The following is a 21,160-nucleotide window of genomic DNA, read 5'->3' as shown; positions in this document are numbered from 1 at the left end:
AGTGCTTGTTCCTCCTAGGGCATACCCCAGTGGAAGAGGTCTCAACCCGGCGTTACATGCAGAGCTCCGAGCCACGAGTCGTCCCCAGACCGCCTGCCGGGCCGCTCCTGCACAGGGGTTGCAGCCCGCGCCGCACCGGGGCCGGGCCATCGGGAACGTTGGCGTGGTGCTTCATCGCGTCCGCCCGCACCTCGCCCGCCAGCGGGGCCTGATCACCCGCTCCCAGCTCGTCTATGCCGGGCTGACTCCGCTCGAGATCAGGCGGCTGCTCCGTACCGGCTCGCTGGTGAGGATCCAGTACGGCGTGTACGCCGACGGTGATCTCTGGCAGGAGCTGGACCCGTGGCGAGGGCGACCACTGCTGGCAGCCCGGGCGGCCACCTACGTCCTCCGGTGCGACGGTTATGCCTTCAGCCACGACTCTGCGGCGCTGGCCTGGAAACTCCCGCTCCCGGACGCGCGCACGGCCCTGACCCACGTCTCGCGGCGCAAGGTGCACGGCGATGCGGTCCGCAACGGCGTCAAGCACCACCTCGCCCCGTTCGGGACCGACCAGGTGCGCCACCTCGAGGGGCTGCGGGTCCTGGACCTGCCCCGAACAGCGCTCGACCTCGGGCGCGAGCACGGTCTGCTCGCCTGCGTCGCCGCGTGTGACGCCGTGCTGTCGCGCGGCGTCACTCGTCGCCGGCTCTCCGAGACGCTCGCACGGATGTGGTGCTGGCCCCAGAGCACGGTGATGCGGGAAGCCATCGAGCTCGCGGACGGCGGCGCCGAGTCGTGGCTGGAGTCCGAGGGCCGGCTCTTCGTGATCGGGCTCGGCATCGGACGCCCGCGTACCCAGCTGGGCCTGACCGACGGCAGTCGCACCGTCTTCGTCGACGCCATCGTGGGTCGTCACGTCTTCGAGTTCGACGGTGCGGTGAAGTACACCGCGGACAACCCCTCGGGACGGCCGCCGGCCGAGGTGCTTCGCGAGGAGAAGGTCAGGCAGGACTTCATCAGCGGCTTCAAGCTCGGTGTCTCCCGCGTCACGGCCCACGACTGTCGCGCCGGCCGGGCGGCCGCAGAGCGTCGGGTCATGCGTGAGTACGTCGACACGTGCCACCGCTTCGGGACCGACCGGTCCGACCTGGCGCCGTACGTCGTCACCGCCGCCGCTGACGGCCTCCGTCGTCGGCTGTAACGCCGGGTTGGTGCTTGTTCCACCCAGGGCATACCCCAGTGGAAGAGGTGCTAACCCGGCGTTACAAGCAGCAGCGCGCCCCCCTCACCAGGAGGGGCGGAGGGGGAACCCGTCGTCGCCGTCCTCGGTGGTGCGTGCGGCGAGGACGTGGTGGAGCTGGATCTCGTTGCGCTCGAAGGCCAGCCGGGAACCGGCCATGTAGAGGCCCCACACGCGCGCGGTCCCCTCGTCGACCTCGGCGACGGCCTCGTCCCAGTGGTCGACCAGGTTCTGGCACCAGCCGGCCAGGGTGAGCGCGTAGTGCTTGCGGATGTTCTCCTCGTGGACGACCTCGAGCCCGGCGTTCTGCACCTCGGTGATGATCCGCCCCGAGCCGGTCAGCTCACCGTCCGGGAAGATGTAGCGGTCGAGCACCTGCCCGGTCGGCTGGCGCCGGTTGTGGTGGCGGGTGATGCAGTGGTTGAGGAGCCGGCCGCCGGGCTTGAGCCGGTCGCGCAGGAAGCCGAAGTAGGCCGGGTAGTTGCGCACCCCGATGTGCTCGGTCAGGCCGATCGAGCTGACCGCGTCGAAGTCGGACTCCGCCACGTCGCGGTAGTCGAGGTGACGCACCTCGGCGAGGTCACCGAGCCCCTCCCGGTCGATCGCCTCCTTGGCCCAGGACGCCTGCTGCGTGGACAGCGTCACGCCGAGCGCGCGTACGCCGTACTCGCGCGCCGCATGGCGCACCATCCCGCCCCACCCGCAGCCCACGTCGAGCAACCGCTGACCGGGCTGGAGGCCCAGCTTGCGGCAGACCAGGTCGTACTTCTCGGCCTGGGCCTCCTCGAGCGTCGCGTCGGCGGTCGGGTAGACCGCGCAGGTGTAGGTCATCGACGGACCCAGGACGAGCTCGTAGAAGCGGTTGGAGACGTCGTAGTGGTGGTGGATCGCCTCGGCGTCGCGTCCCTTCGAGTGGCGCAGGCCCTCCACGAGCCGTCGCCACCGCGGGATCGCCTCCTGCGGGGGCGGGGCCGGCGGCCGGAGGTTGGACAGGCCGAGCGACCGGACGACCGCCAGGGCCTCGGCTGCCGTCGGCGTCCGGAAGGACAGGTGGTTCTGGAGCAGCCGCATGGCCTCGTAGGGATCGCCCGGGTGGACCCCGTGGAGCTTGAGGTCGCCGGCGACGTAGGCCCGCGCCATGCCGAGGTCCCCCGGCGCCGTGAGCAGGTAGGCCAGACCGCGTTGGTTGACCAGCTCCAGGCCGAGCTCGCTGTCCGCCGGTCCGGCGGCGCTGCCGTCGTAGGCCGTGAACCGCAACGGCATCCCGTCGCGGAGCAGGGAGTCGACCGCCTCGGCGATCGTGAGGGTCGCAGTCATCGTCGTCGCACCGCCTTGTCGTAGAGCGTGGTCAGTCTGTCGTCGGGGTCGAACTGCTGCTTCACCCGCGACAGGTGGGGTCCGTCGTAGAGCGAGTCGAAGGTCGCCCGGTCGTAGAACGTCTCGGAGTAGAGGCTCTTGTGGCCGCCGAGCTCGTGGACCACGCGCTCGATCGCCCGGTTGCGCGGCGAGTCCGGCGCGTCGGGACCGACGTGGACCGTGCCCCAGAACCCGACGTTGACGTAGCACCGGCCCGGTTCGAGGGGGTAGGTCGGCCACGCGCGGTGGGCGACGACGGGACACAGCCACACCGGGCGCATGCCGACCTCGGCGTCGAACCACGCCAGGAACTCGGCGAGGCGCTCGACCGGCACCTCGACGTCCTGGACGACCCTTTCGCGCTGCGGCCGGCCCGCGCGCCGGTCCAGCCGGTCGGCGATGTCGTAGCGCCGGTCGAGTCCCAGCAGGCGCATGTAGACGTCGGACCTGCGCCAGCGGCGCGGCCAGAGGCGGCGTACGACGGGGTGCTGGGCGCCGAAGGCCCGGCTGCACCAGAACCAGTCGGTGTCCCACCGCCAGAGGTAGTCGTGCATCGTCAGCAGGTCGCGGTCGCGACGCTCCAGCGAGCGGTAGTAGACCTGCTGGCCGGTGTAGTCGGACGTGGGTCCGTCGTCGTCGGTCCAGGTCGCGAGGGTCAGGACGTGCTCCCCCGGGCCGAAGGAGACCCCGTCGAGCCCGTCGACCCGGACGCCGTCGTGGGTGTGTCGTGCGACGACCTCCGCCGTCAGCGCCGCGAGGTCGTCGGCGTCGTCGAGGCGGACGTGGCGCAGCTCCACCCGGCCGGGGACCGGCTCCAGCCGGATCACGAGCCGGGTCGCGTAGCCCAGGGAGCCGTAGGAGTTGGGGAAGGTGTCGAAGAGGTCGTCGCCGGGGCGGACCGTCACGACGTCACCGGACCCGGTGAAGACGTCCATCTCGAGGACGGACTCGTGCGGGAGGCCGGAGCGGAAGCTCGTCGACTCGATACCGAGCCCGCTGACCGCACCGCCGAGGGTGATCGTCCGCAGCTGCGGCACGACCAGGGGGACGACGCCGTGGGGCAGCGTCGCCGCGACCAGGTCCTCGTAGGTGCACATGCCCTGCACCTCGGCGGTGAGCGCTGTGGCGTCGACCGCCAGCACGCCCGTCAGGCCCGACACGTCCAGCCCGCCGGTCGCCGGCTGCCGGGCCCGGAAGAGGTTCGTGGTCGGTTTCGCCAGCCTCACCGGGGCGCCGGGCGCCAGCGCGTCGTACGAAGCCCGGAGTCGAGCCACGGCGGACTCGTGAGCTCCTCTCGTGAGTGTCTCTCCCACGGAGTCCAACCTACTCGCCCCCGAAATCGACTCGAACCGGTCTGGACCACCAGCCCCACTGGTCCAGACCGATCGGTGAAGAAATCGCCGATGCCGGGACGGATCGAGACCTGTGTGCCGGGGGTGCCGGACGGGTCGGATGTGGGGATCGGGCACTCCGGGGTTGGTGGTGCCTGAGGGGGCCAGAGGGGCTCGGTGGGCCAGGTGAGGTCACCGGCCCGTAACGAGCTGACTCCCCGCACCCGAGAGGGGCGGGGAGTCATCATCGCCCGTTTTCGGGGCACCGCTCGTGGGATCCGGGGGGAACGGACGTCCTGCGAGCTTCCATGCGGGTGGCCTCCGGGTGGGGGCGCGGAGTGGGATTGCCACCGTTGTGTGACCAATTTTTACACCCTCCGAGCCACTCGCGCGGGTGATTCGCGAATTGCGACAGGTGGTCTATTCGTGCACGTGGCAGGCGTGGACGTGTTTGTCAACGAGAACAGGACAAGTCACGCAACTCTTCACGATTTGCCTCGGGATGCTTCAGACTTGGCACACCCCCGTCACCCGGTTCTCGAAAGGGAAGATCCCATGTCTCGCAACGCCAAGATCAAGCTCGCCGCTCTCGCCACCGCTGCCCTCACCACGTTCGGTTCCGTGGCCGCGACCGCCGCGACGGTCTCCGTCGACGCCGGCAAGAACGACAAGAACGTCGGCGGCAGCTGGTGCTGCTGACGTAGCTCCCTCCTCCTGGTCAGCTGACCAGGGGACCCCCGTCGGTGGTCGCTGACGCCAACTCAACACAGCGGTCCGCGCCCTTCTTGCGCGCGGACCATCTGCCCAGCCGCCCCCTCCGTGGGGCGGCTTTGCAGCGCGCGGCGAACACCGGTGACACCGAGACTCCCCCGTCCTGGCCGATGATCAGTCGATCGCCAGCTGGTCGATCGCCAGCTGGTCGATGGCCGCCTGGTCGATGGCGGCCTGGTCGACGGCCGCCTTGCCAACCGTGGGACGGCTGCGGAGCCCGACGGAAGCCGCCGCGCTGCGATAAGCGGTACGGGCCATCTCGTTGTCGCCGATGTCCTCCAGGAGGCCAGCGAGCTCGAACCACATCTGCGCCGCGTCACGGTCGGCACCCGTGCTCGTCAGCAGCATCACTGATTGCCTGTAGAGCTCCCGGGCCTCATCGAGCATGCCCATGGCTGCGGCGGCCTGACCCTGGATGGTGCTGGCGCCCGCGGCAACGTCCGGCGACACCGTGATGGTGTCGGCGACGATCTGACTGGCACGCTCGCGCGCTGCGGGGTAGTCGCCGGCCAGCAGGATGGCTCTTGCCCTGATGAGCTGGGCACGGGCCAGGTCGATGGCGCTCGCGCTCGAGGTCTGCAGCTCGCTCTCCGCGTGGTCGAGGTAAGCCGATGCGGACTCCACCTGCGGCGGGTCGAGCTGGAGCTGGAGGTCGGCGACGGCGAGTCGCAGCCGGGCGAGGTTGCGACCGTCGGCGCCCTCGGCCAGGAGGGCCAGGGCGCGCTCGGCCAGCGGCAGGGCGTCGCGGACCGCGCCGCGGTCGGCCTCCATCATGCTCGCGTTCCAGTAGGCCGACGCCTTGGCGATCGGCGAGTCGAGGGTGTCGGCCTTGTCGATCGCCCGGCGGCATATCCGCACGGCCTGACCCGTGTCGCCGCGCTGGTAGTGGGCGGCGGCCACCGTCACGGCAAGCTGCACCGACTCGTCGGTGGCCTCCAGCGGGGTGCCGTCGAGCCGGACCAGCAGTCGCTCGCCGCAGTCGATCGCCTGGTTGAGGTCACCGGACTCGCGGTAGCAGCGGCTCAGGGCGATGGCGGCCTTGACCGCCAGCAGCGACGGCGCGTCGGAGGCGACGATCGGCTCGAGCTCGAGGATCGCGTCGTCGATGCTGCCCTGCTGCTCGAGCGCCCGGGCGATCAGGAAGCCGGCCCGCGCCGCCAGGTCGGGGTGGGGCATGGCGACGGCACGGTCGCGAGCCTCGCGGGCACGGGACTCCGCCTCGACGACGTCGCCGGACTCGAGCGAGAGCTCGGCGTAGTCGAGCGCCAGCGTGAGCTTGTCCTGCTGGCGCGCCGTCGGGCCGCGGAGCAGCTCGTCGATGGCGATGCCCAGCCTGGAGGCGAGGGACTCGAGCACGGCCGCGTTGGGTCGACGCTGGCCCGACTCCAGGCGCGAGACGTAGCCGACCGAGCACAGCTCGCCGGCCAGGTCGGTCTGGGTCCACCCCTGGGCAAGGCGTGCTGCGCGCAGCCTCGACCCGAGAACGCGGGGGTCGATCTCCTGCAACAGCACCGAGTCGCTGGCTTCCATACGGTCGATTGTGACTGACTTGCCAGCAATCTGGGCAAGGTTCCCGACAAGTCACAGCAAGCGTGGAGAACGTCGGGGGCCCTCAATAGAGTTGTAGTTGCCCGGGGGGAACCGGGCGTCACGCGAGCGTCCGGAGATGCTCGCGTGACGTGTTTCTGGAGCTGTTTGCGCAGGTCAGGGGCCATTTGGGCCCCTGACCAGCGCGGCTCAGGCAGGCGGCTCGCCAGCCGTCCCGGAGCGCAGCTCCCGCCCCGTCGGATCACCGATGTGGAGCACCACTCCAGGGCCTCCGAGATCGACCACCGCGGCCGACCCGGCTAGACCACCCGGGTCCGCTGTCAGCACCACGGCCGCCTCCAGTCCGCGCGACCCCGAGGCGACCGCCATGGCGACGCAGACCTCGAGTGCGGAGACCTGGAGCGAGGGCAGGTCCACGGTCGCCGCGGCGTAGGTCCGGCCGTGGTCGTCGCGCACGGCGGCGCCCTCCGCGGCCCCGGTCCGGGCCCGGGTGGCGCGGGCGAGGGTGACCAGCTTGCGGTCCTCGGACGAGAGGTCAGTCATCGTTCTCCTCCACGGGGTCGTGGGCCGTACGACGGATCAGGACGGTGCCGACGCGGTTGCGGCGGCCGGCGACCTGCTCGGCCTCGAACCGCAGGCCGTGGGCCTCGACCGCGGAGCCGGGGATCGGCACCCGGCCGAGGTGCTTGGCCATCAGCCCGCCGACGCTGTCGACGTCCTCCTCCTCGACGTCGAACCCGAACAGCTCGTCGAGGTCGTCGACCGGATAGCGCGACGACACCCGGGTCGAGCCGTCCTCGAGCACCTCGACCTCGACCTCCTCCTCGTCGTACTCGTCGGTGATCTCGCCGACGATCTCCTCGAGGACGTCCTCGATGGTCACCAGGCCGGCGGTCCCGCCGTACTCGTCGACGACGACCGCGACGTGCTGGCGCATCGCCTGCATCTCCGAGAGCAGGGCGTCGACCGGCTTGGAGTCGGGAACGTAGATCGCGGGCCGCATGACCTCCTCGACCCGCTGGGTGAACTCGACGTCGGGCGCCTCGAAGTCGCGGCGGACGACGTCCTTGAGGTAGGCGAACCCGAGGATGTCGTCGAGGTTGTCGCCGATGACCGGGACGCGCGAGAAGCCGCTGCGCAGGAACAACGACATGGTCTGGCGCAGGTTCTTGTGGCGCTCGATGTAGACCACGTCGTTGCGGGGCACCATCACCTCCCGCACGATCGTGTCGCCGAGCTCGAAGACGGAGTGGATCATCCTCCGCTCACCCGACTCGATGACCGCACTGGCCTCGGCGAGGTCGACGAGCTCGCGCAGCTCCGTCTCGGTCGAGAACGGGCCCTCCCGGAAGCCCTTGCCGGGGGTGACCGCGTTGCCGATCGCGATGAGCAGCCGCGGCAGCGGGCCCAGGATGCGGGTGATCGCCGTGAGCGGCCCGGCGCTCCACAGGGCGATCCGCTCGTCGTGCTGGCGACCGAGGGTGCGGGGCGCGACCCCGATCGCGACGAAGGACACGACCAGCATGATCGCGATCGTGGTCAGCGCCGTGGCCCAGAAGTCGCCGTCGTAGACGTCGCGGACCAGTCCGCCGACGAGCACGATCGCGGAGACCTCGCACAGCAGCCGGAGGAGCAGGGCGGTGTTGAGGTAGCGGGGGGCGTCGTCGAGGAGCGCGACGAGTCGGCGGGCGCCCGTCCTGCCCTCGTGGGCGAGCTCCTCGGCGCGGGCGCGCGACGACGACGACACGGCGGCGTCGGCCGCGCTGAAGACACCCGCGAGCACGACCAGCGCGGCGGCTGCGAGCAGCAGCCACACGTCACCACCGCTCACGGGGTGTCGGACCGGCGCCAGTCGGCCAGCAGCTCGTCCTGCAGCCCGAACATCTCGCGGTGCTCCTCCGGCTCGGCGTGGTCGTAGCCGAGCAGGTGGAGGATGCCGTGGACGGTGAGCAGCTCGAGCTCGGCCAGCGTGCCGTGTCCGGCGGCCTCACCCTGACGGACCGCGACGGCCGGGCAGAGCATGAGGTCGCCGAGGACGCCCTCCTCGGGCTCCTCCCCGACCAGCCCGGGACGCAGCTCGTCCATCGGGAAGGCGAGCACGTCCGTGGGGCCTTCCTTCTCCATCCACTGGCCGTTGAGCTCGGCGATGGTGTCCTCGTCGACGGCCTTGATGCACAGCTCGGCGAGGGGGTGCACCCGCATCCGGTCCATGACGAACCGGGACAGCTCCGCCAACCGGTGGACGTCGAGCTCGTGGCCCGACTCGTTGAGGATCTCGATGCTCATGGGCGCGGGCGGTTCTCCGGGCTCGTGGGGCGGGTGGCGTCGTACTCGTCATAGGCCGCGACGATCCGGCCGACGAGCTTGTGGCGCACGACGTCGTGGCTGGTGAGGCGGTTGAAGACGACGTCCTCCACACCGGTGAGGATCTCCTCGACGACCTTCAGGCCCGACTTCGTCCCGCCGGGCAGGTCGATCTGGGTGACGTCGCCGGTCACCACGATCTTCGAGCCGAAGCCGAGACGCGTGAGGAACATCTTCATCTGCTCCGGCGTCGTGTTCTGGGCCTCGTCGAGGATCACGAAGGCGTCGTTGAGGGTGCGCCCGCGCATGTAGGCCAGTGGCGCGACCTCGATGGTGCCCGCGGCGAGCAGCTTGGGGATGGTCTCCGGGTCGAGCATGTCGTGGAGCGCGTCGTAGAGGGGCCGCAGGTAGGGGTCGATCTTCTCGCTGAGCGTGCCGGGCAGGAACCCGAGCCGCTCCCCCGCCTCGACCGCGGGACGGGTCAGGATGATCCGGGTGACGTTCTTCGCCTGCAGCGCCTGGACCGCCTTGGCCATGGCCAGGTAGGTCTTGCCGGTGCCGGCCGGGCCGATGCCGAACGTGATCGTGTGCTTGTCGATCGAGTCGACGTAGCGCTTCTGGTTGAGCGTCTTGGGCCGGATGGACCGACCGCGGTTGGAGAGGATGTTGAGCGACAGCACGTCGGCCGGTCGTTCGGTCGTCTCGGCCCGGAGCATCGCCAGGACCCGCTCGACGGTCTCGGGCGTGAGGCCCTGACCGGTGCGGATGATGGTCACGAGCTCGTCGAGGGTCCGCTCGGCGAGGGCGATCTCGCCGGGGTCCCCCTGGAGGGTGATCCGGTTGCCGCGGACGTGGAGCTCGGCGTCGAAGGCGCGCTCGAGCAGGGCGAGGTGCTCGTCGCCGGGACCGAGCAGGCTCACCATGTCGATGCTGGTGGGGACCACGACGGTGTGCCGGGTGGTGGCCCGGGTGTCGTGCGAGGCGTTCTGGGTGTCACTCATATGGCCCCCATGCTACGCAGCGGTGCGGCAGCCGCCCCACTCGACAACGCGTCAGGGACGCGTGACCTGGAGGATGCCGAGGCACATCTCGTCGGTGGTGCCCTCGCCCCACATCACGTAGCGCTCCTCCTGGCCCTCGAACGCCGGCAGCCGGTCGCGCAGCCACTGCCCGTGACGACAGGTCACCCGCACCTGGTCGAACGCGTCGAGGTGGACGGGCCGGATCGAGCGCGCGCCCTGGTCGTCGAAGTCCCAGACCGGGATGTCGAGGATCGTGCGCGCCTGCGGCGTCCCGGGGTTGACCTCGATCGAGATCGAGCGCCCGAGGAGGTGCATGTGGCCCGCCACGCCCTGGATCGTCAGCGGCTCCGGCACCGACCTGGTGCACGACTGGACGTTGCCGGGCTGCTCCTCCCCCGGGCACAGGATCCGCAGCGCGTCGGAGGTGTTGGCGGCCTGCAGCCCGAACCGTGCCTGCAGGTCGGCCTGGGCGGCGTCGCGGTCGCAGAGGTCGGAGGCGTCGTGACCGGGCCGGCAGGGCAGCTCCACCGGCGCGGGCAGCAGCATCGTCCCGAGCGTCTGGATGCCGGGACCGGGCTTCGCGAGCCGCAGCTGGGTGGCACTGGTGTCGGGCTCGCTGCCGGCGAGCAGGTTGTAGTGGACCTGCATCACCACGCGACTGCCGGCCTCGAGCTCGGTGCCGAGACCCGGCCGTAGCACCGACTCACGGCCGCCAGGGGCCCACGCGCCCAGCCACTGGGCGTCGCCGAGGTCGGTGAAGCCGCCCACGCCCGATCCGCCGAAGCAGGTCCAGCCGGGTCCGTCCTCGTCCGCGTCGACCTGCTCGGCGTCGGCGACCTGGTCGGGCGTCACCCGGAACAGGATCACGTGGTGGACGACGTCGGGGTTGCCGGGGAGCACCTGGGTCCCGGTCAGCATCGCGTCGCGGCGGAGCCCGGGGTCGAGGAGGAAGCACCGGTAGTCGTCGGTGCCCTCGCCGTAGGGCGCCTCCGGGGTGTAGGCCTCGGGCATCGTGAGGGTCATCCGCCGCTCACCGTCGCGCAACGGGCGCGACCTCACCGGCTCCGACGGGTGGTCGTGGCCGGACACCCCGGTCGTGACGTCGGGCTCCGGGGCCGAACGCGGGACCTCCTCGTCGGGCCCGCACCCCACGAGCAGCGCGGACACGAGGGCAAGCGCGGTCGCGGCCGCACGCAGGCGCGCCACGGGTCTCATCCCGGCGGCCAGGTCATGGCACGGCCGCCGAGGACGTGGAGGTGGGTGTGGAAGACCGACTGGCCGACCCCGGCACCGGTGTTGAACACCAGCCGGTAGTCGTCGAGCCCGTCGGCCGCGGCGACCTCGGCCGCGGCGGCCACGAGGTCACCGACCAGGGCGGTGTCGGCCGCGGCGGTCGCCGCGGCGTCGGAGGCGTGCTCGCGGGGAACGACCAGGACGTGCGTGGGGGCGACCGGCGCGACGTCGCGGAACGCGACCACCCGGTCGGTGCTCAGGACGACGTCGCCGGGGATCTCCCCGGCGACGATCTGGCAGAAGAGGCAGTCCTCGGCCGTGGTCATGCGCCCATGCTAGGGCGCGACAGGCCCTAGGAGACGGCGACCTCGACGTCGGTGTCCTCGGAGGTCTCGATGGCCCGGACGGAACCCGGGAGCCGGCTCGGCAGCTCCACGACGAACGTCGACCCACGACCGAGCTCGCTCTCGACCGTCACCGTGCCGCCGTGGGCGGCGACCACGGCGTGGACGATCGCGAGGCCCAGACCGGAGCCCTGACGCTGCTGCACCTCGGTCTGGTGGCTCCGGAAGAAGCGGGTGAAGAGCCGCTCGCGGTCGGTCTGGGAGATGCCGATGCCGGTGTCGCCGACGACGATCCGGTTGGTCGCGCCGGCCTTCACCGAGACGATCACCCGTCCGCCGTCGGGCGTGAACTTCGCGGCGTTGGAGAGCAGCTGGTGGACGACCTGCTCCACGAGCCGGCTGTCGCACTCCTGGTCGACGGCGTCCGGGGGCAGTCGCAGCGCGAGGTCGAGCTGCCGCTCCCCGAGGCCGGCCCGCACCGCGTCGTACGCCGTGGTCACGACCGACCGCAGGTCGACGTCGTCGCGCTGCAGCTCGAGCTCGGGGTCCTCGACGCGGGTCAGGGTCAGCAGGTCCTGGATCAGCAGCAGCATCCGGTGGCCGCTCCGCTCGATCCGGTCGACGAACGACCGCGCGCTGTCGGACTGGCCCTCGAGCTCCTCGTGGAGCATCTCGGCATAGCCGATGATGCTGGCCATCGGTGCCCGCAGCTCGAGGCTCATCGTCGCCAGGAACTGCTCGGTGCCGCTCTCGGTGCGGACCAGGTCGGTCACGTCCTGACCGACGAGCAGGAAGCCGACGCGGTCGCCGCTCCCGTCGCGGATCGTGGAGATGCTGAGCGAGAGGAAGCGGCGCTCGCCGTCGGGGCGGAAGAAGGGCCACTCGAGGGGCTGCTGCTGCTGGCTCGCCACGAGCCCGGCCGCGACGGCGGCGAACCCGGGGTCCGTGCGCATCGCGAGCGCCCAGGAGGCGACTTCCGCCTCCTCCAGGAAGAAGGCGGGCGAGCGCCCCACCGCGGCGGCGGCGGAGACGCCGAGAATCCGTTCGGCGCCGGGGTTGAAGCGCGTGATGTGCCCCTGCTCGTCGGTCGCGACGAGAAGGTCGGAGGTGACGGCGGTGAACAGGTCGTCGACCAGCGTCGCGGTCGCGTCGGTGTCCTGCTGGGCGACGCCGAGGTCCTCGGTGAGGCGGCGGGAGGCCCAGACGCCCGCCACGGCCGCGGCCAGCACGAGGAACGCCGCGGCCAGCAGGCCGGACGCGAGCGCTGCCTCGCCGGGCTCGTAGGCGAGCGACGCGGCGAGTGCGATGACGACCGCGGCGGCCAGGAGGGCAGGCGCGATCAGGAGCCGGGGGCGTGAGGTCAAGTCGGGGTCTCCTTCCGGACGGGGGGTATCCGGTCAGGGCTCTGCGCAGAGATTAGGCGGCGCGGGCCGCCGCCGTCCGCCGAATCGCTGAGGCCGCCGTGTCAACCGGCGGAGGCCGCTGCGCGTCCCACTAGCGTGCTGACCCATGTCCTGCCTGCCGCGCTGCCGCCACGGCTCCCCGTGAGCCCGCCGGCCGCCTGGGACGCCGACGAGGCGCTCGAGCAGCTCTACGCCGCCCACTGGCGCTCACTCGTCCGGCTGGCGGTCCTGCTGGTGCGCGACCAAGGACTCGCGGAGGACGTCGTCCAGGACGCCTTCGTGGCGGTCCACTCCCGCTGGCGCCGGCTCCAGGACCCCGACCGGGCTCTCGCCTACCTCCGCCAGGCCGTGGTGAACGGGGCGCGATCAGTGCTCCGCCACCGCAGCGTCGTCGCGCGCCACGCCCAGCGCGAGGCCGCGCGTCCCGGTCCGGACGCCCCCGGCAGCGACGAGCCGCTGCTCGCCGGCGAGCAGGCGCGGACGGTCCTGGACGCGCTGACCGCCCTGCCACGACGACAACGCGAGGTCCTGGCGCTGCGTCACTACGCCGGGCTGTCGGAGGCCGAGATCGCGGACGCCCTCGGCATCAGCCGCGGCTCGGTCAAGAGCCATGCGTCGCGCGGAGCCGCTGCCCTCCGCTCGATGCTCACCCACGACCCGGAGGACCGGTCATGAGCACCGACGACGAGCTGGGCCGGCTGCTCCACGACGCGGTCGCCGACGTCGAGCCGACCGACCGGCTCGGTGAGCTGCGGGCCCGCACGGCCACGACCCGCGGGACCGGTCTGCGCTGGGGCGCCGCCCTCGCCGCGGCGGCCGTGGTCGCGATCGTGGCCGGCGTGGTCGCGACGACGGGCCCGGACGTCGCCCGGGAACCGGTGGCGACCGGCCCGAGCAGGACGCCGAGTCCCACAGCCGACGCCGGGCGGGCCGTGGCGGCGTACTTCGTGGGCGAGACGCCGCGCGGGCCGCGGCTCTACCGCGAGTTCCAGCGGGTCGCCTCCCCGACCCCGGGGCTCTCGGGACTCGAGCTCCTCGAGTCCGGTCCCGTCGACCCCGACTACACCACCGAGTGGCCGGCCGGGTCGTTCCGCCTCGACCGGATCTCCGACCCCGAGGACGGCACCGTCCACGTCTGGCTCTCGCAGGGCGCCCCGTCACCCTCCGAGCTGGCGATGCAGCAGGTCGTCCACACGGTCAGCGCCGGCTTCGGCGAGCCGCTCACGGTCGTCTTCCACCGCGGAGCCGAGCAGTCGGAGCCCGTGGCGGCGCTGCCCCAGCTGGAGGTCCTGGCCCTGGTCAACCTCTCCGACCCGAGCGAGGGGCAGATGGTCGGCGACGTGCTCGCCGTCGAGGGGCGGGCCAGCTCCTTCGAGGCAAACGTCCCGTGGCGGATCGAGGGGACGGACCTGTCCGGCAGCTTCACCGCGGAGGGCTGGACGGGCGCGCGCCTGTTCCCGTTCTCGGGCGACGTCGACGTGTCCTCCCTCGATCCCGGCACCTACACCCTCATCGTGGAGACCGACGACCCCTCCGGCGGAGCCGAGGGTCCCGGTGCCACGTCCGACAGCCGCACCGTCGTCGTCCCGTGACCCAGAGAGGCAGACCGATGCACACCCGACTTCCCCGCACCTTGCTTCCCGGCGTAGCCCTCGTCGCCGCCGGACTGCTGGTCCTCGGTGGCTGCGGCGACGACCCGTCCCCCGCGTCGGGCGACACCTCGCCGACCCGGGGCACGGACCGGCCGGACCGACCGGGCAAGGGCGACGACCGGCCCTCGGTCGCGCCGACGTCGGAGGGTGGTGGCGCCGCCACCACCGTCCCGGTCTACTTCGTCGGTGACACCGAGCGCGCCGGTCCCCGCCTCTACCGCGAGTTCCAGCGCGTCGACGGCGACCCGCTCGTCGCCGCGGCGGGCCTGCTCACCGCCGGCGACAGCCTCGACCCCGACTACCGCACGCTCTTCCCCGGCGGTGCCTTCGCCGCGGTGTCCTACGACGCCGGCCGGCTCGTCGCGACCCTCGCCGACGACGGCTGGACGACCCGGGCGCCCGGGATGTCGCGCTCGGAGGCGCGGGTGGCGGTGCAGTCGCTGGTCTACACGCTCCAGGGCGTCCAGCAGGAGCGCGCGCCCCTCGTCGTCGAGGACGCGGGCGGCTCCCCCACGACCCTCTTCGGCGTCGACACCAGCGGCGGCGTCGCCGCTGCGCCGCCGCTCGACGTGCTGTCCCACGTCAGCCTCACCAGCCCCGAGGAGGGCGCATCCGTCGACGGCGGGACGCTCGAGGTCTCCGGGGTCGGCAACTCCTTCGAGGCCAACCTCGGCTGGGAGGTGCGCCGGGGCGACGAGGTCGTGCTCGACGGCTACGCCACCCTCGAGGGCTGGATGGAGGAGAAGCTCTTCCCCTTCGAGGCCTCGGTCGACGTCTCGGGCCTCGAGCCCGGCGACTACACGTTCTGGGTCACGACCGACGACCCCGCCGGCGGCACGGAGGGCGTCGGGGCGATGACCGACGACCGGTCGTTCACGGTGGGGTGACGCTCAGCGCCACCGCGGGGTGCGCGACAGCAGGGCGGCACAGGCGGCGACCCCCGCGGTCGAGGTGCGCAGCACCTCGGCGCCGAGCCTGACCGGCACGGCGCCGGCCTCGGCGAACGCGCCGACCTCCTCGTCGGTCAGACCGCCCTCGGGTCCCACGACGACCACCAGCCGGCCGGCGACCGGCACCTCGACGTCGGCGAGGGCCGCCGTCTCCGCCTCGTGGAGGACGACCGCGAGATCGGCTCCCTCGATCAGCTCGAGGACGTCGCCGGTCAGGGCCAGCTCGTCGACCTCGGCCAGCCAGGAGCGCCGCGCCTGCTTGGTCGCCTCGCGGGCCGTTGAGCGCCACCGGGCCAGCGACTTCACCGCCCGCTCGCCCTTCCAGACCGCGACGCTGCGTTCGGCGGCCCACGGCACGATCCGCGCGACGCCCACCTCGGTGAGCACCTCGACCGCGAGCTCCCCGCGGTCGCCCTTGGGGAGCGCCTGCACGACGACCAGCTCGGGCTCGGTACGCGGCACGCGGCGGAGGTCGTCGACGGTGAGGGTGAGCTGCCGCTTCCCGGTCGCCCTGACGGCGCCCTCCACGAGGGTGCCGGCGCCGTCGGTGAGCTGGAGCCGCTCCCCCGCCCGCACCCGGCGCACTGCGACGGCGTGGTGGGCCTCGTCGCCGGTCACCTCCACGTCGTCGCCGACGACCACGTCGGCGAGCGAGGTGACGAGGTGGACCGGGAGCGACATCAGTGCTGCTGGTTGAAGGCGTCGCGCAGCCGGCCGAACACCGACTTCTGCGCCGCACGCACCTGACCGGTCGGCTGCTCCTCCTGGCGGATCGCCGCGAGCTCGCGCAGCAGCTCCTCCTGGCGGGCGTCGAGCCGGCCGGGGGTCTCGACGACGACGTGGACGACGAGGTCGCCGCGTCCGCCGCGGAGCCCGGGGACGCCGCGACCGCGCAGCACCCGCTCGGACCCGGACTGGGTGCCGGGCTCGATCTCGAGCTCGAAGCTGGTGACCAGCTCCGGGTCCTCCCCCGTGGCCACGTCGGCCTCGAGCGTGGGCAGCGTCAGGGTCGTGCCGAGCGCGGCGGCCGTCATCGGCACCGTCACGGTGCAGTGGAGGTCGTCCCCGCGGCGGGTGAAGGTCTCGTGGGCGACGACGTTGACCTCGACGTAGAGGTCGCCGGCCGGTCCGCCACCCGGTCCCACCTCGCCCTGCTCGGTCAGCTGGACGCGGGTGCCGTTGTCGACGCCCGCGGGGATCTTCACCGTCAGGGTGCGCCGGGACCGCACGCGGCCGTCGCCCGAGCACTCGCGGCAGGGGTCGGGGATGATCGAGCCGAACCCGCGGCAGGCGGCACAGGGCCGCAGCGTGCGGACCTCGCCCAGGAACGACCGCTGGACGTGGGCGACCTCGCCCACACCCCGGCAGGTCTCGCACGGGACGGGCTCGCTGCCCGGCGACGCGCCGCTGCCGCTGCACGTCGAGCAGACGACGGCGGTGTCGACCTTGAGCTCGCGGGCGACGCCGAACGCCGCCTCGGCCAGGTCGACGTCGACGCGGATGAGCGCGTCCTGGCCACGGCGTACGCGCGACCGGGGACCGCGTCCCTGGGCCGCGGCACCGCCTCCGAAGAAGGCGTCCATGATGTCGGTGAAGGAGAACCCGGCCCCCTGCCCGAACCCGCCGCCGGCGGCGCCGCCGAACGGGTCGCCGCCGCGGTCGTAGGCTGCCCGCTTCTGCGGGTCGGACAGCACCTCGTAGGCCCGCGAGACCTCGCCGAACTTCTCCTTCGACGCCGGGTCGGGGTTGACGTCCGGGTGGTGCTGGCGGGCGAGCCTGCGGTAGGCCTTCTTGATCGCATCGGCGTCCGCGTCGCGGCTCACGCCCAGGATGTCGTACAGGTCCTGGCTCAAGGTCGTCCTTCGTCGTTGGTCGTTCGGGTGTGGGTGTGGCTCAGGCCTCGTCGAGGATCCGCGACACGTAGCGCGCCACGGCGCGCACGGCCGCCATCGAGCCGGGGTAGTCCATGCGGGTCGGGCCGACGACGCCGAGCGTCGCCAGCGCCTCGTTGCCGGGCCCGTAGCCGGTCGCGACGACGGAGGTCGACGCCAGCTCCTGCAGCGGGCCCTCGTGACCGATGCGCACGGTGAGGGTGTCGCCCGTGGTCGCCTCGCCGAGCAGCGTGAGCAGCACGACGTGCTCCTCGATCGCCTCGAGGAGGGGCCGTACGTCGAGGTCGAAGCTCGCCCCGTAGCGGGCCAGGTTGGCGGCCCCGCCGACCGCCACACGCTCGTCGGAGCGATGGTCCGACATCGCCTCGGCGAGGACCTCGGCCACCGGCGCGGTCGCCGGCGCCTCGGTCGCCAGCCGGCGCAGACCGGTCACCGCGTCGGCGATGATCTCGCCGGTCGCGACGGTGTTGCACCGGAGCCGCAGGTCGGCGAGGGCGGCGTCGTCGAGGTCGGTGGCGAGCTCGACGACCCGCTGCTCCACCCGGCCCGTGGACAGGATCAGCACGGCCAGCACCCGGCTGGGTGTGAGCGCGACGATCTCGATGTGACGCACGGTGCTGCGGCTGAGGGTGGGGTACTGCACGACCGCGACCTGGCGGGTGAGCTGGGCGAGCAGCCGCACGGACCGCTGCACGACGTCGTCGAGGTCGACCGCACCGTCGAGGATCGTGGCGATCGCCCGGCGCTCCGCGACCGACATCGGCTTCAGGGTCGCCAGCCGGTCGACGAACATGCGGTAGCCCTTGTCGGTCGGCACCCGGCCGGCGCTGGTGTGGGGCTGGGTGATGAAGCCCTCCTCCTCCAGCGCCGCCATGTCGTTGCGCACCGTGGCGGGTGAGACCCCGAGGCCGTGCCGCTCGACGAGAGCCTTCGAGCCGACCGGCTCCTCGGTCGCGACGTAGTCCTCGACGATCGCGCGAAGCACGGCGAGCCTGCGGTCGTCCTGCACGCGGGCACCTCCTCGTCGTCGTCTCGGGCCGGTCCGGCTCTGGCACTCGGCCGACCGGAGTGCCAAGCCTACTAGGCTCTCTCAGGTGAGCAGAGTCGTGAGCCCCTTCCGTGAGGTCGGTGATCGCGTGTGGGTCGCGCGCCACGACTGGTTCGACGTCAACGTGACGCTGGTGGGCGGGGAACGAGGCCTGCTCCTCGTCGACACCCACGGGTCCGGCGCCGCCGCACGAGAGGTCGTCGCCGACGTGCGTGCGCTCGGCGCCGGCGACGTCGTGGGCGTCGTCAACACCCACTGGCACTTCGACCACACCTTCGGCAACGCCGAGGTCCGCGCGGCGTACGGCGAGGTGCCGATCACCGCCCACGAGCAGGCCGCCGCCGAGCTGGCCGCGGGAGCGGAGGAGATCCGGGAGCGCTACGCCGCCGGCGACGACCCCCACCGTGACGACGTGCTCGCGACGACGGTGGTCGGGCCCGACGACCTCTTCTCCTCCGTCCGGGTCCTCGACCTGGGCGACCGGGCCGTGGAGCTGCTCCACCCCGGGCGCGGCCACACCGCGGGCGACCTCGTCGTCAACGTCGCCGACGCCGGCGTGCTCCTGGCGGGCGACCTCGTCGAGGAGTCGGGGCCGCCGTCCCTGGGCCGCGACTCGTGGCCGATGGAGTGGCCGCTCACCCTTGACCTCGTCCTCGACCTCGTCACCCCCGGCACGGTCGTCGTCCCGGGCCACGGCGCGCCGGTCGACCGCGACTTCGTGACGCTCCAGCGCGACGACCTCGGCGTCGTCGCCGAGACCATCCGCGACCTCGCGTCGCGGGGGATCCCCGTCACCGAGGCACTGGGGGCCGCCGAGTGGCCCTTCGAGGCCTCGCTGCTGGCCGACGCCGTACGGCGCGGCTACGAGCACCTCCCCCGCAGCCAGAAGCGGCTACCGCTGGTCTGAGCCCGTCGCCAGGTGGGCGCTCATCTGCTTGAGCACCGCCTGGAGCGACGCGATCTGCTCGTCGTCGAGGCCGGTGGCGTCACGGGCCAGGCACGACAGGCGCGGCGCCTCCGCCCGCAGCCGCTCACCGCGCGGGGCCAGCCCGACCTCGACGACGCGCTCGTCGCTGGCACGCCGCGCACGCGTCACGAGCTCGGCGTCCTCCATCCGGCGCAGCAGCGGGGTCAGGGTCCCGTGGTCGAGCCGCAGCCGGGTCGCGAGGTCGCCGACGGTCACGTCGTCGTCCTCCCACAGCACCATCAGCACGAGGTACTGGGGATAGGTCAGGCCCAGCTCGCTCAGCGCCGGGCGGTAGACGGCCGTGATCGCCCGGGACGCGGCGTAGAGATCGAAGCAGAGCTGCGCCTCGAGCCGGGGCGTCTCGGTGGGGGCCATCCGACCATTGAACCAAGCCCCAGATATCTTGTGCACAAGACACAGACCCCGGGTCGTCCGGCTCTCGGACTTCCGCACGCCACGGGACGTGACGTGCGTCCCCCAGTCCTTCCGGGCGGCCCGGCCCTCCCCCGGGATGAGGCGCCGACGGACGAGGCCGGACTAGGTTCGGACCATGAGCGAGTCCGAGAGCGAGACCAGCCAGACCGACGCCGACGGCGCCGACGGCATCGACGACGAGCAGCTGCCCGAGGATCTCCAGCCCGGCGAGGACAACCCGCTCGCCGAGGCTCCCGACGAGGAGGAGCTCCCCGACGACCTCGACGTGCTGGGCGGCAAGGGCGCCGAGCAGGACCACGAGGACGCCGAGGACGCCGGGGAGTCCTGAGCCCCCCGGCGCGCCGGGCGCGGTGGCGGGCGCGACCACGCCTAGCGTTGACCCGGTGACCTCCCGCGACCGCTACGGCTCCGACGTCCTCGCCAGCGACTGGCGCGCCCCCCGCAACGGCCGCGCCGTGGAGGCGCCCGCTGTCCAGGGCGAGGTGGTCGAGGAGGTCGAGACCGACTTCTGCGGCGAGATCGTCGCGGTCGACCGCGACCTCCACACGGTCACCCTCGAGGACCGGCGCGCACGGCGGCGTACGTTCCCGCTGGGTGCGGGCTTCCTGCTCGAGGGCCGACCGGTCATCCTCACCGCACCGGTCACGCGGACGGCGCCGGCCCGGGCCACCCGCACCGCTTCAGGCTCGGTCGCCGTCCACGGCACGAAGGCGCGCGTCGCCCGCCAGAGCCGGATCTACGTCGAGGGTCGCCACGACGCCGAGCTGGTCGAGAAGGTCTGGGGCGACGACCTGCGCATCGAGGGGGTGGTCGTGGAGTACCTCGGGGGTGTCGACGACCTCGCCGCCCACCTCAAGGACTTCCGCCCGGGCCCCGGCCGCCGGGTGGGCGTGCTCGTCGACCACCTCGTCCGGGGGTCGAAGGAGCAGCGCATCGCCGACGCGATCCGCCGCTCGGACGTCGGCCCCCACGTCCTCATCACCGGCCACCCCTTCATCGACATCTGGCAGGCCGTCAGCCCCGACCGGCTCGGCATCGGCGCCTGGCCGGCCGTGCCGCGGGGTGAGGACTGGAAGAAGGGCACCTGCCAGCGCCTGGGCTGGCCCCACCGCGACCAGGCCGACATCGCGCGGGCGTGGAAGCACGTGCTGGGCGGGGTCCGCGGGTTCCAGGACCTCGACCCCGCCCTCCTGGGACGGGTGGAGGAGCTGATCGACTTCGTCACCGCCGAGTGACCTCCCTCGAGGCCCGTGACGACTAGATTGGACCCATGAGCGACCCGTACGGTGCCCCGCAGCAGCCGGCTCCGCAGTCGGCCGACGACAACACCTGGGCCATGGCGGCCCACATCGGCGCCCTGGTGGCGGCGTGGTTCGCCTTCGGATTCCTCGCACCCCTCGTCGTGATGCTGGTGAAGGCCGACTCGCCCTACGTGCGCCGCCACGCGGTGGAGTCGCTCAACTTCCAGATCTCGATCCTCATCTACGGTGTCGTCGGCACGATCGTGGCCTTCGTGCTCGCGATCGTGACCCTCGGCATCGGGCTGCTGGTGATCGTGCCGGTCGCGATCGCCGCCGGCATCGCGATCCTGATCGTGATCATCCTGGCGACGATGGCCGCCAGCCGCGGCGAGGACTACCGCTACCCCCTGACGATCCGCTTCATCAGCTGAGGCGCGCGAG

23 protein-coding genes are annotated in these 21,160 nt (G+C 72.4%); 9 read left to right on the top strand and 14 right to left on the bottom strand.

The features are described 5' to 3' along the window. Window positions 1-166: 166 nt before the first annotated feature. Complete coding sequence (locus ABD091_RS17140) at window positions 167-1,183, top strand: type IV toxin-antitoxin system AbiEi family antitoxin domain-containing protein (protein WP_343920689.1); 1,017 nt, start codon at window positions 167-169, stop codon at window positions 1,181-1,183. Between the two features lie 84 nt (window positions 1,184-1,267). Here the strand turns inward: ABD091_RS17140 and ABD091_RS17135 are convergent, their stop codons facing one another. Together ABD091_RS17135 and ABD091_RS17130 are read right to left on the bottom strand one after the other, a co-directional pair. Further along, window positions 1,268-2,539, bottom strand: coding sequence for a class I SAM-dependent methyltransferase (locus ABD091_RS17135; RefSeq protein ID WP_343920687.1), 1,272 nt, complete (start codon window positions 2,537-2,539; stop codon window positions 1,268-1,270). Next, entirely contained in the window at window positions 2,536-3,852 is a 1,317-nt protein-coding gene (locus tag ABD091_RS17130; RefSeq protein ID WP_343920685.1) for an FAD-binding oxidoreductase, read from the bottom strand. The genes ABD091_RS17135 and ABD091_RS17130 overlap by 4 nt, the downstream gene beginning before the upstream one ends. A 612-nt stretch (window positions 3,853-4,464) precedes the next feature. Here ABD091_RS17130 and ABD091_RS17125 point away from each other — a divergent pair. Next, entirely contained in the window at window positions 4,465-4,608 is a 144-nt protein-coding gene (locus ABD091_RS17125) for a hypothetical protein (protein WP_343920683.1), read from the top strand. A 186-nt stretch (window positions 4,609-4,794) separates the two neighbouring features. Here ABD091_RS17125 and ABD091_RS17120 read toward each other — a convergent pair whose 3' ends face one another. From ABD091_RS17120 to ABD091_RS17085, 8 genes are all read right to left on the bottom strand, one after another. Continuing rightward, entirely contained in the window at window positions 4,795-6,210 is a 1,416-nt protein-coding gene (locus ABD091_RS17120) for a helix-turn-helix domain-containing protein (RefSeq protein WP_343920681.1), read from the bottom strand. A 207-nt stretch (window positions 6,211-6,417) separates the two neighbouring features. Beyond that, window positions 6,418-6,771, bottom strand: a complete 354-nt coding sequence (locus ABD091_RS17115) for a cytidine deaminase (protein ID WP_343920679.1) — start codon at window positions 6,769-6,771, stop codon at window positions 6,418-6,420. Continuing rightward, window positions 6,764-8,044, bottom strand: coding sequence for a hemolysin family protein (locus ABD091_RS17110; protein ID WP_343920677.1), 1,281 nt, complete (start codon window positions 8,042-8,044; stop codon window positions 6,764-6,766). The genes ABD091_RS17115 and ABD091_RS17110 overlap by 8 nt, the downstream gene beginning before the upstream one ends. An 11-nt stretch (window positions 8,045-8,055) precedes the next feature. Next, window positions 8,056-8,514, bottom strand: coding sequence for an rRNA maturation RNase YbeY (ybeY, locus tag ABD091_RS17105; protein WP_343920675.1), 459 nt, complete (start codon window positions 8,512-8,514; stop codon window positions 8,056-8,058). Next, window positions 8,511-9,533, bottom strand: a complete 1,023-nt coding sequence (locus ABD091_RS17100; RefSeq protein WP_343920673.1) for a PhoH family protein — start codon at window positions 9,531-9,533, stop codon at window positions 8,511-8,513. Before ABD091_RS17100 ends, ybeY begins: the two co-directional genes overlap by 4 nt. Before the next feature lie 51 nt (window positions 9,534-9,584). After that, window positions 9,585-10,760: a hypothetical protein gene (locus ABD091_RS17095; protein ID WP_343920671.1), complete on the bottom strand. Its 1,176-nt coding sequence runs from the start codon at window positions 10,758-10,760 to the stop codon at window positions 9,585-9,587. Between the two features lie 5 nt (window positions 10,761-10,765). Next, window positions 10,766-11,113: an HIT domain-containing protein gene (locus tag ABD091_RS17090; RefSeq protein ID WP_343920669.1), complete on the bottom strand. Its 348-nt coding sequence runs from the start codon at window positions 11,111-11,113 to the stop codon at window positions 10,766-10,768. 26 nt (window positions 11,114-11,139) lie between these two features. Beyond that, entirely contained in the window at window positions 11,140-12,495 is a 1,356-nt protein-coding gene (locus ABD091_RS17085; RefSeq protein ID WP_343920667.1) for a PAS domain-containing sensor histidine kinase, read from the bottom strand. A gap of 180 nt (window positions 12,496-12,675) precedes the next feature. Here ABD091_RS17085 and ABD091_RS17080 point away from each other — a divergent pair, with 180 nt between their 5' ends. Genes ABD091_RS17080 through ABD091_RS17070 form a run of 3 tightly spaced genes read left to right on the top strand, consistent with a single transcriptional unit; the run spans window position 12,676 to window position 15,073 of the window. Further along, window positions 12,676-13,209, top strand: a complete 534-nt coding sequence (locus tag ABD091_RS17080) for a SigE family RNA polymerase sigma factor (protein ID WP_343920665.1) — start codon at window positions 12,676-12,678, stop codon at window positions 13,207-13,209. Further along, window positions 13,206-14,126: a Gmad2 immunoglobulin-like domain-containing protein gene (locus ABD091_RS17075; protein ID WP_343920663.1), complete on the top strand. Its 921-nt coding sequence runs from the start codon at window positions 13,206-13,208 to the stop codon at window positions 14,124-14,126. The genes ABD091_RS17080 and ABD091_RS17075 overlap by 4 nt, the downstream gene beginning before the upstream one ends. 17 nt (window positions 14,127-14,143) lie before the next feature. Continuing rightward, a complete protein-coding gene (locus ABD091_RS17070) occupies window positions 14,144-15,073 on the top strand; it encodes a Gmad2 immunoglobulin-like domain-containing protein (RefSeq protein ID WP_343920661.1) in 930 nt (309 codons plus the stop codon). A gap of 3 nt (window positions 15,074-15,076) precedes the next feature. Here the strand turns inward: ABD091_RS17070 and ABD091_RS17065 are convergent, their stop codons facing one another. The 3 genes from ABD091_RS17065 to hrcA are packed head-to-tail and all read right to left on the bottom strand — an operon-like array spanning window position 15,077 to window position 18,037. Beyond that, window positions 15,077-15,817 (bottom strand): 16S rRNA (uracil(1498)-N(3))-methyltransferase, encoded by a 741-nt coding sequence (locus ABD091_RS17065; protein WP_343920659.1) that lies wholly within the window; start codon window positions 15,815-15,817, stop codon window positions 15,077-15,079. Beyond that, window positions 15,817-16,989 carry a molecular chaperone DnaJ gene (gene dnaJ / locus ABD091_RS17060; RefSeq protein WP_343920657.1) on the bottom strand — a complete coding sequence of 391 codons (1,173 nt, stop codon included), beginning with the start codon at window positions 16,987-16,989 and terminating at the stop codon, window positions 15,817-15,819. The genes ABD091_RS17065 and dnaJ overlap by 1 nt, the downstream gene beginning before the upstream one ends. Window positions 16,990-17,029: 40 nt before the next feature. Continuing rightward, complete coding sequence (gene hrcA / locus ABD091_RS17055) at window positions 17,030-18,037, bottom strand: heat-inducible transcriptional repressor HrcA (RefSeq protein ID WP_343920655.1); 1,008 nt, start codon at window positions 18,035-18,037, stop codon at window positions 17,030-17,032. A gap of 85 nt (window positions 18,038-18,122) precedes the next feature. Between hrcA and ABD091_RS17050 the strand changes: the two genes are divergently transcribed. Continuing rightward, window positions 18,123-18,983: an MBL fold metallo-hydrolase gene (locus ABD091_RS17050; protein ID WP_343920653.1), complete on the top strand. Its 861-nt coding sequence runs from the start codon at window positions 18,123-18,125 to the stop codon at window positions 18,981-18,983. Here the strand turns inward: ABD091_RS17050 and ABD091_RS17045 are convergent. Then, on the bottom strand, window positions 18,969-19,418 hold the full coding sequence (locus ABD091_RS17045) for a MarR family winged helix-turn-helix transcriptional regulator (RefSeq protein ID WP_343920651.1): 450 nt from the start codon (window positions 19,416-19,418) through the stop codon (window positions 18,969-18,971). The two genes, ABD091_RS17050 and ABD091_RS17045, sit on opposite strands and share 15 nt — an antisense overlap. 175 nt (window positions 19,419-19,593) lie before the next feature. Between ABD091_RS17045 and ABD091_RS17040 the strand changes: the two genes are divergently transcribed. From ABD091_RS17040 to ABD091_RS17030, 3 genes are read left to right on the top strand one after another with little or no spacing between them, the layout of a single operon-like run. After that, window positions 19,594-19,806 (top strand): hypothetical protein, encoded by a 213-nt coding sequence (locus tag ABD091_RS17040; protein ID WP_343920649.1) that lies wholly within the window; start codon window positions 19,594-19,596, stop codon window positions 19,804-19,806. 55 nt (window positions 19,807-19,861) lie between these two features. Beyond that, a complete protein-coding gene (locus ABD091_RS17035; RefSeq protein ID WP_343920647.1) occupies window positions 19,862-20,713 on the top strand; it encodes a DUF3097 domain-containing protein in 852 nt (283 codons plus the stop codon). Window positions 20,714-20,748: 35 nt separating this feature from the next. Continuing rightward, on the top strand, window positions 20,749-21,150 hold the full coding sequence (locus ABD091_RS17030) for a DUF4870 domain-containing protein (RefSeq protein ID WP_343920645.1): 402 nt from the start codon (window positions 20,749-20,751) through the stop codon (window positions 21,148-21,150). The last annotated feature ends 10 nt before the right edge of the window (window positions 21,151-21,160 follow it).

The organism is Nocardioides aestuarii (assembly GCF_039527245.1).
Lineage (GTDB): Bacteria > Actinomycetota > Actinomycetes > Propionibacteriales > Nocardioidaceae > Nocardioides > Nocardioides aestuarii.
This window is presented reverse-complemented; position numbering and strand designations above follow the sequence as displayed.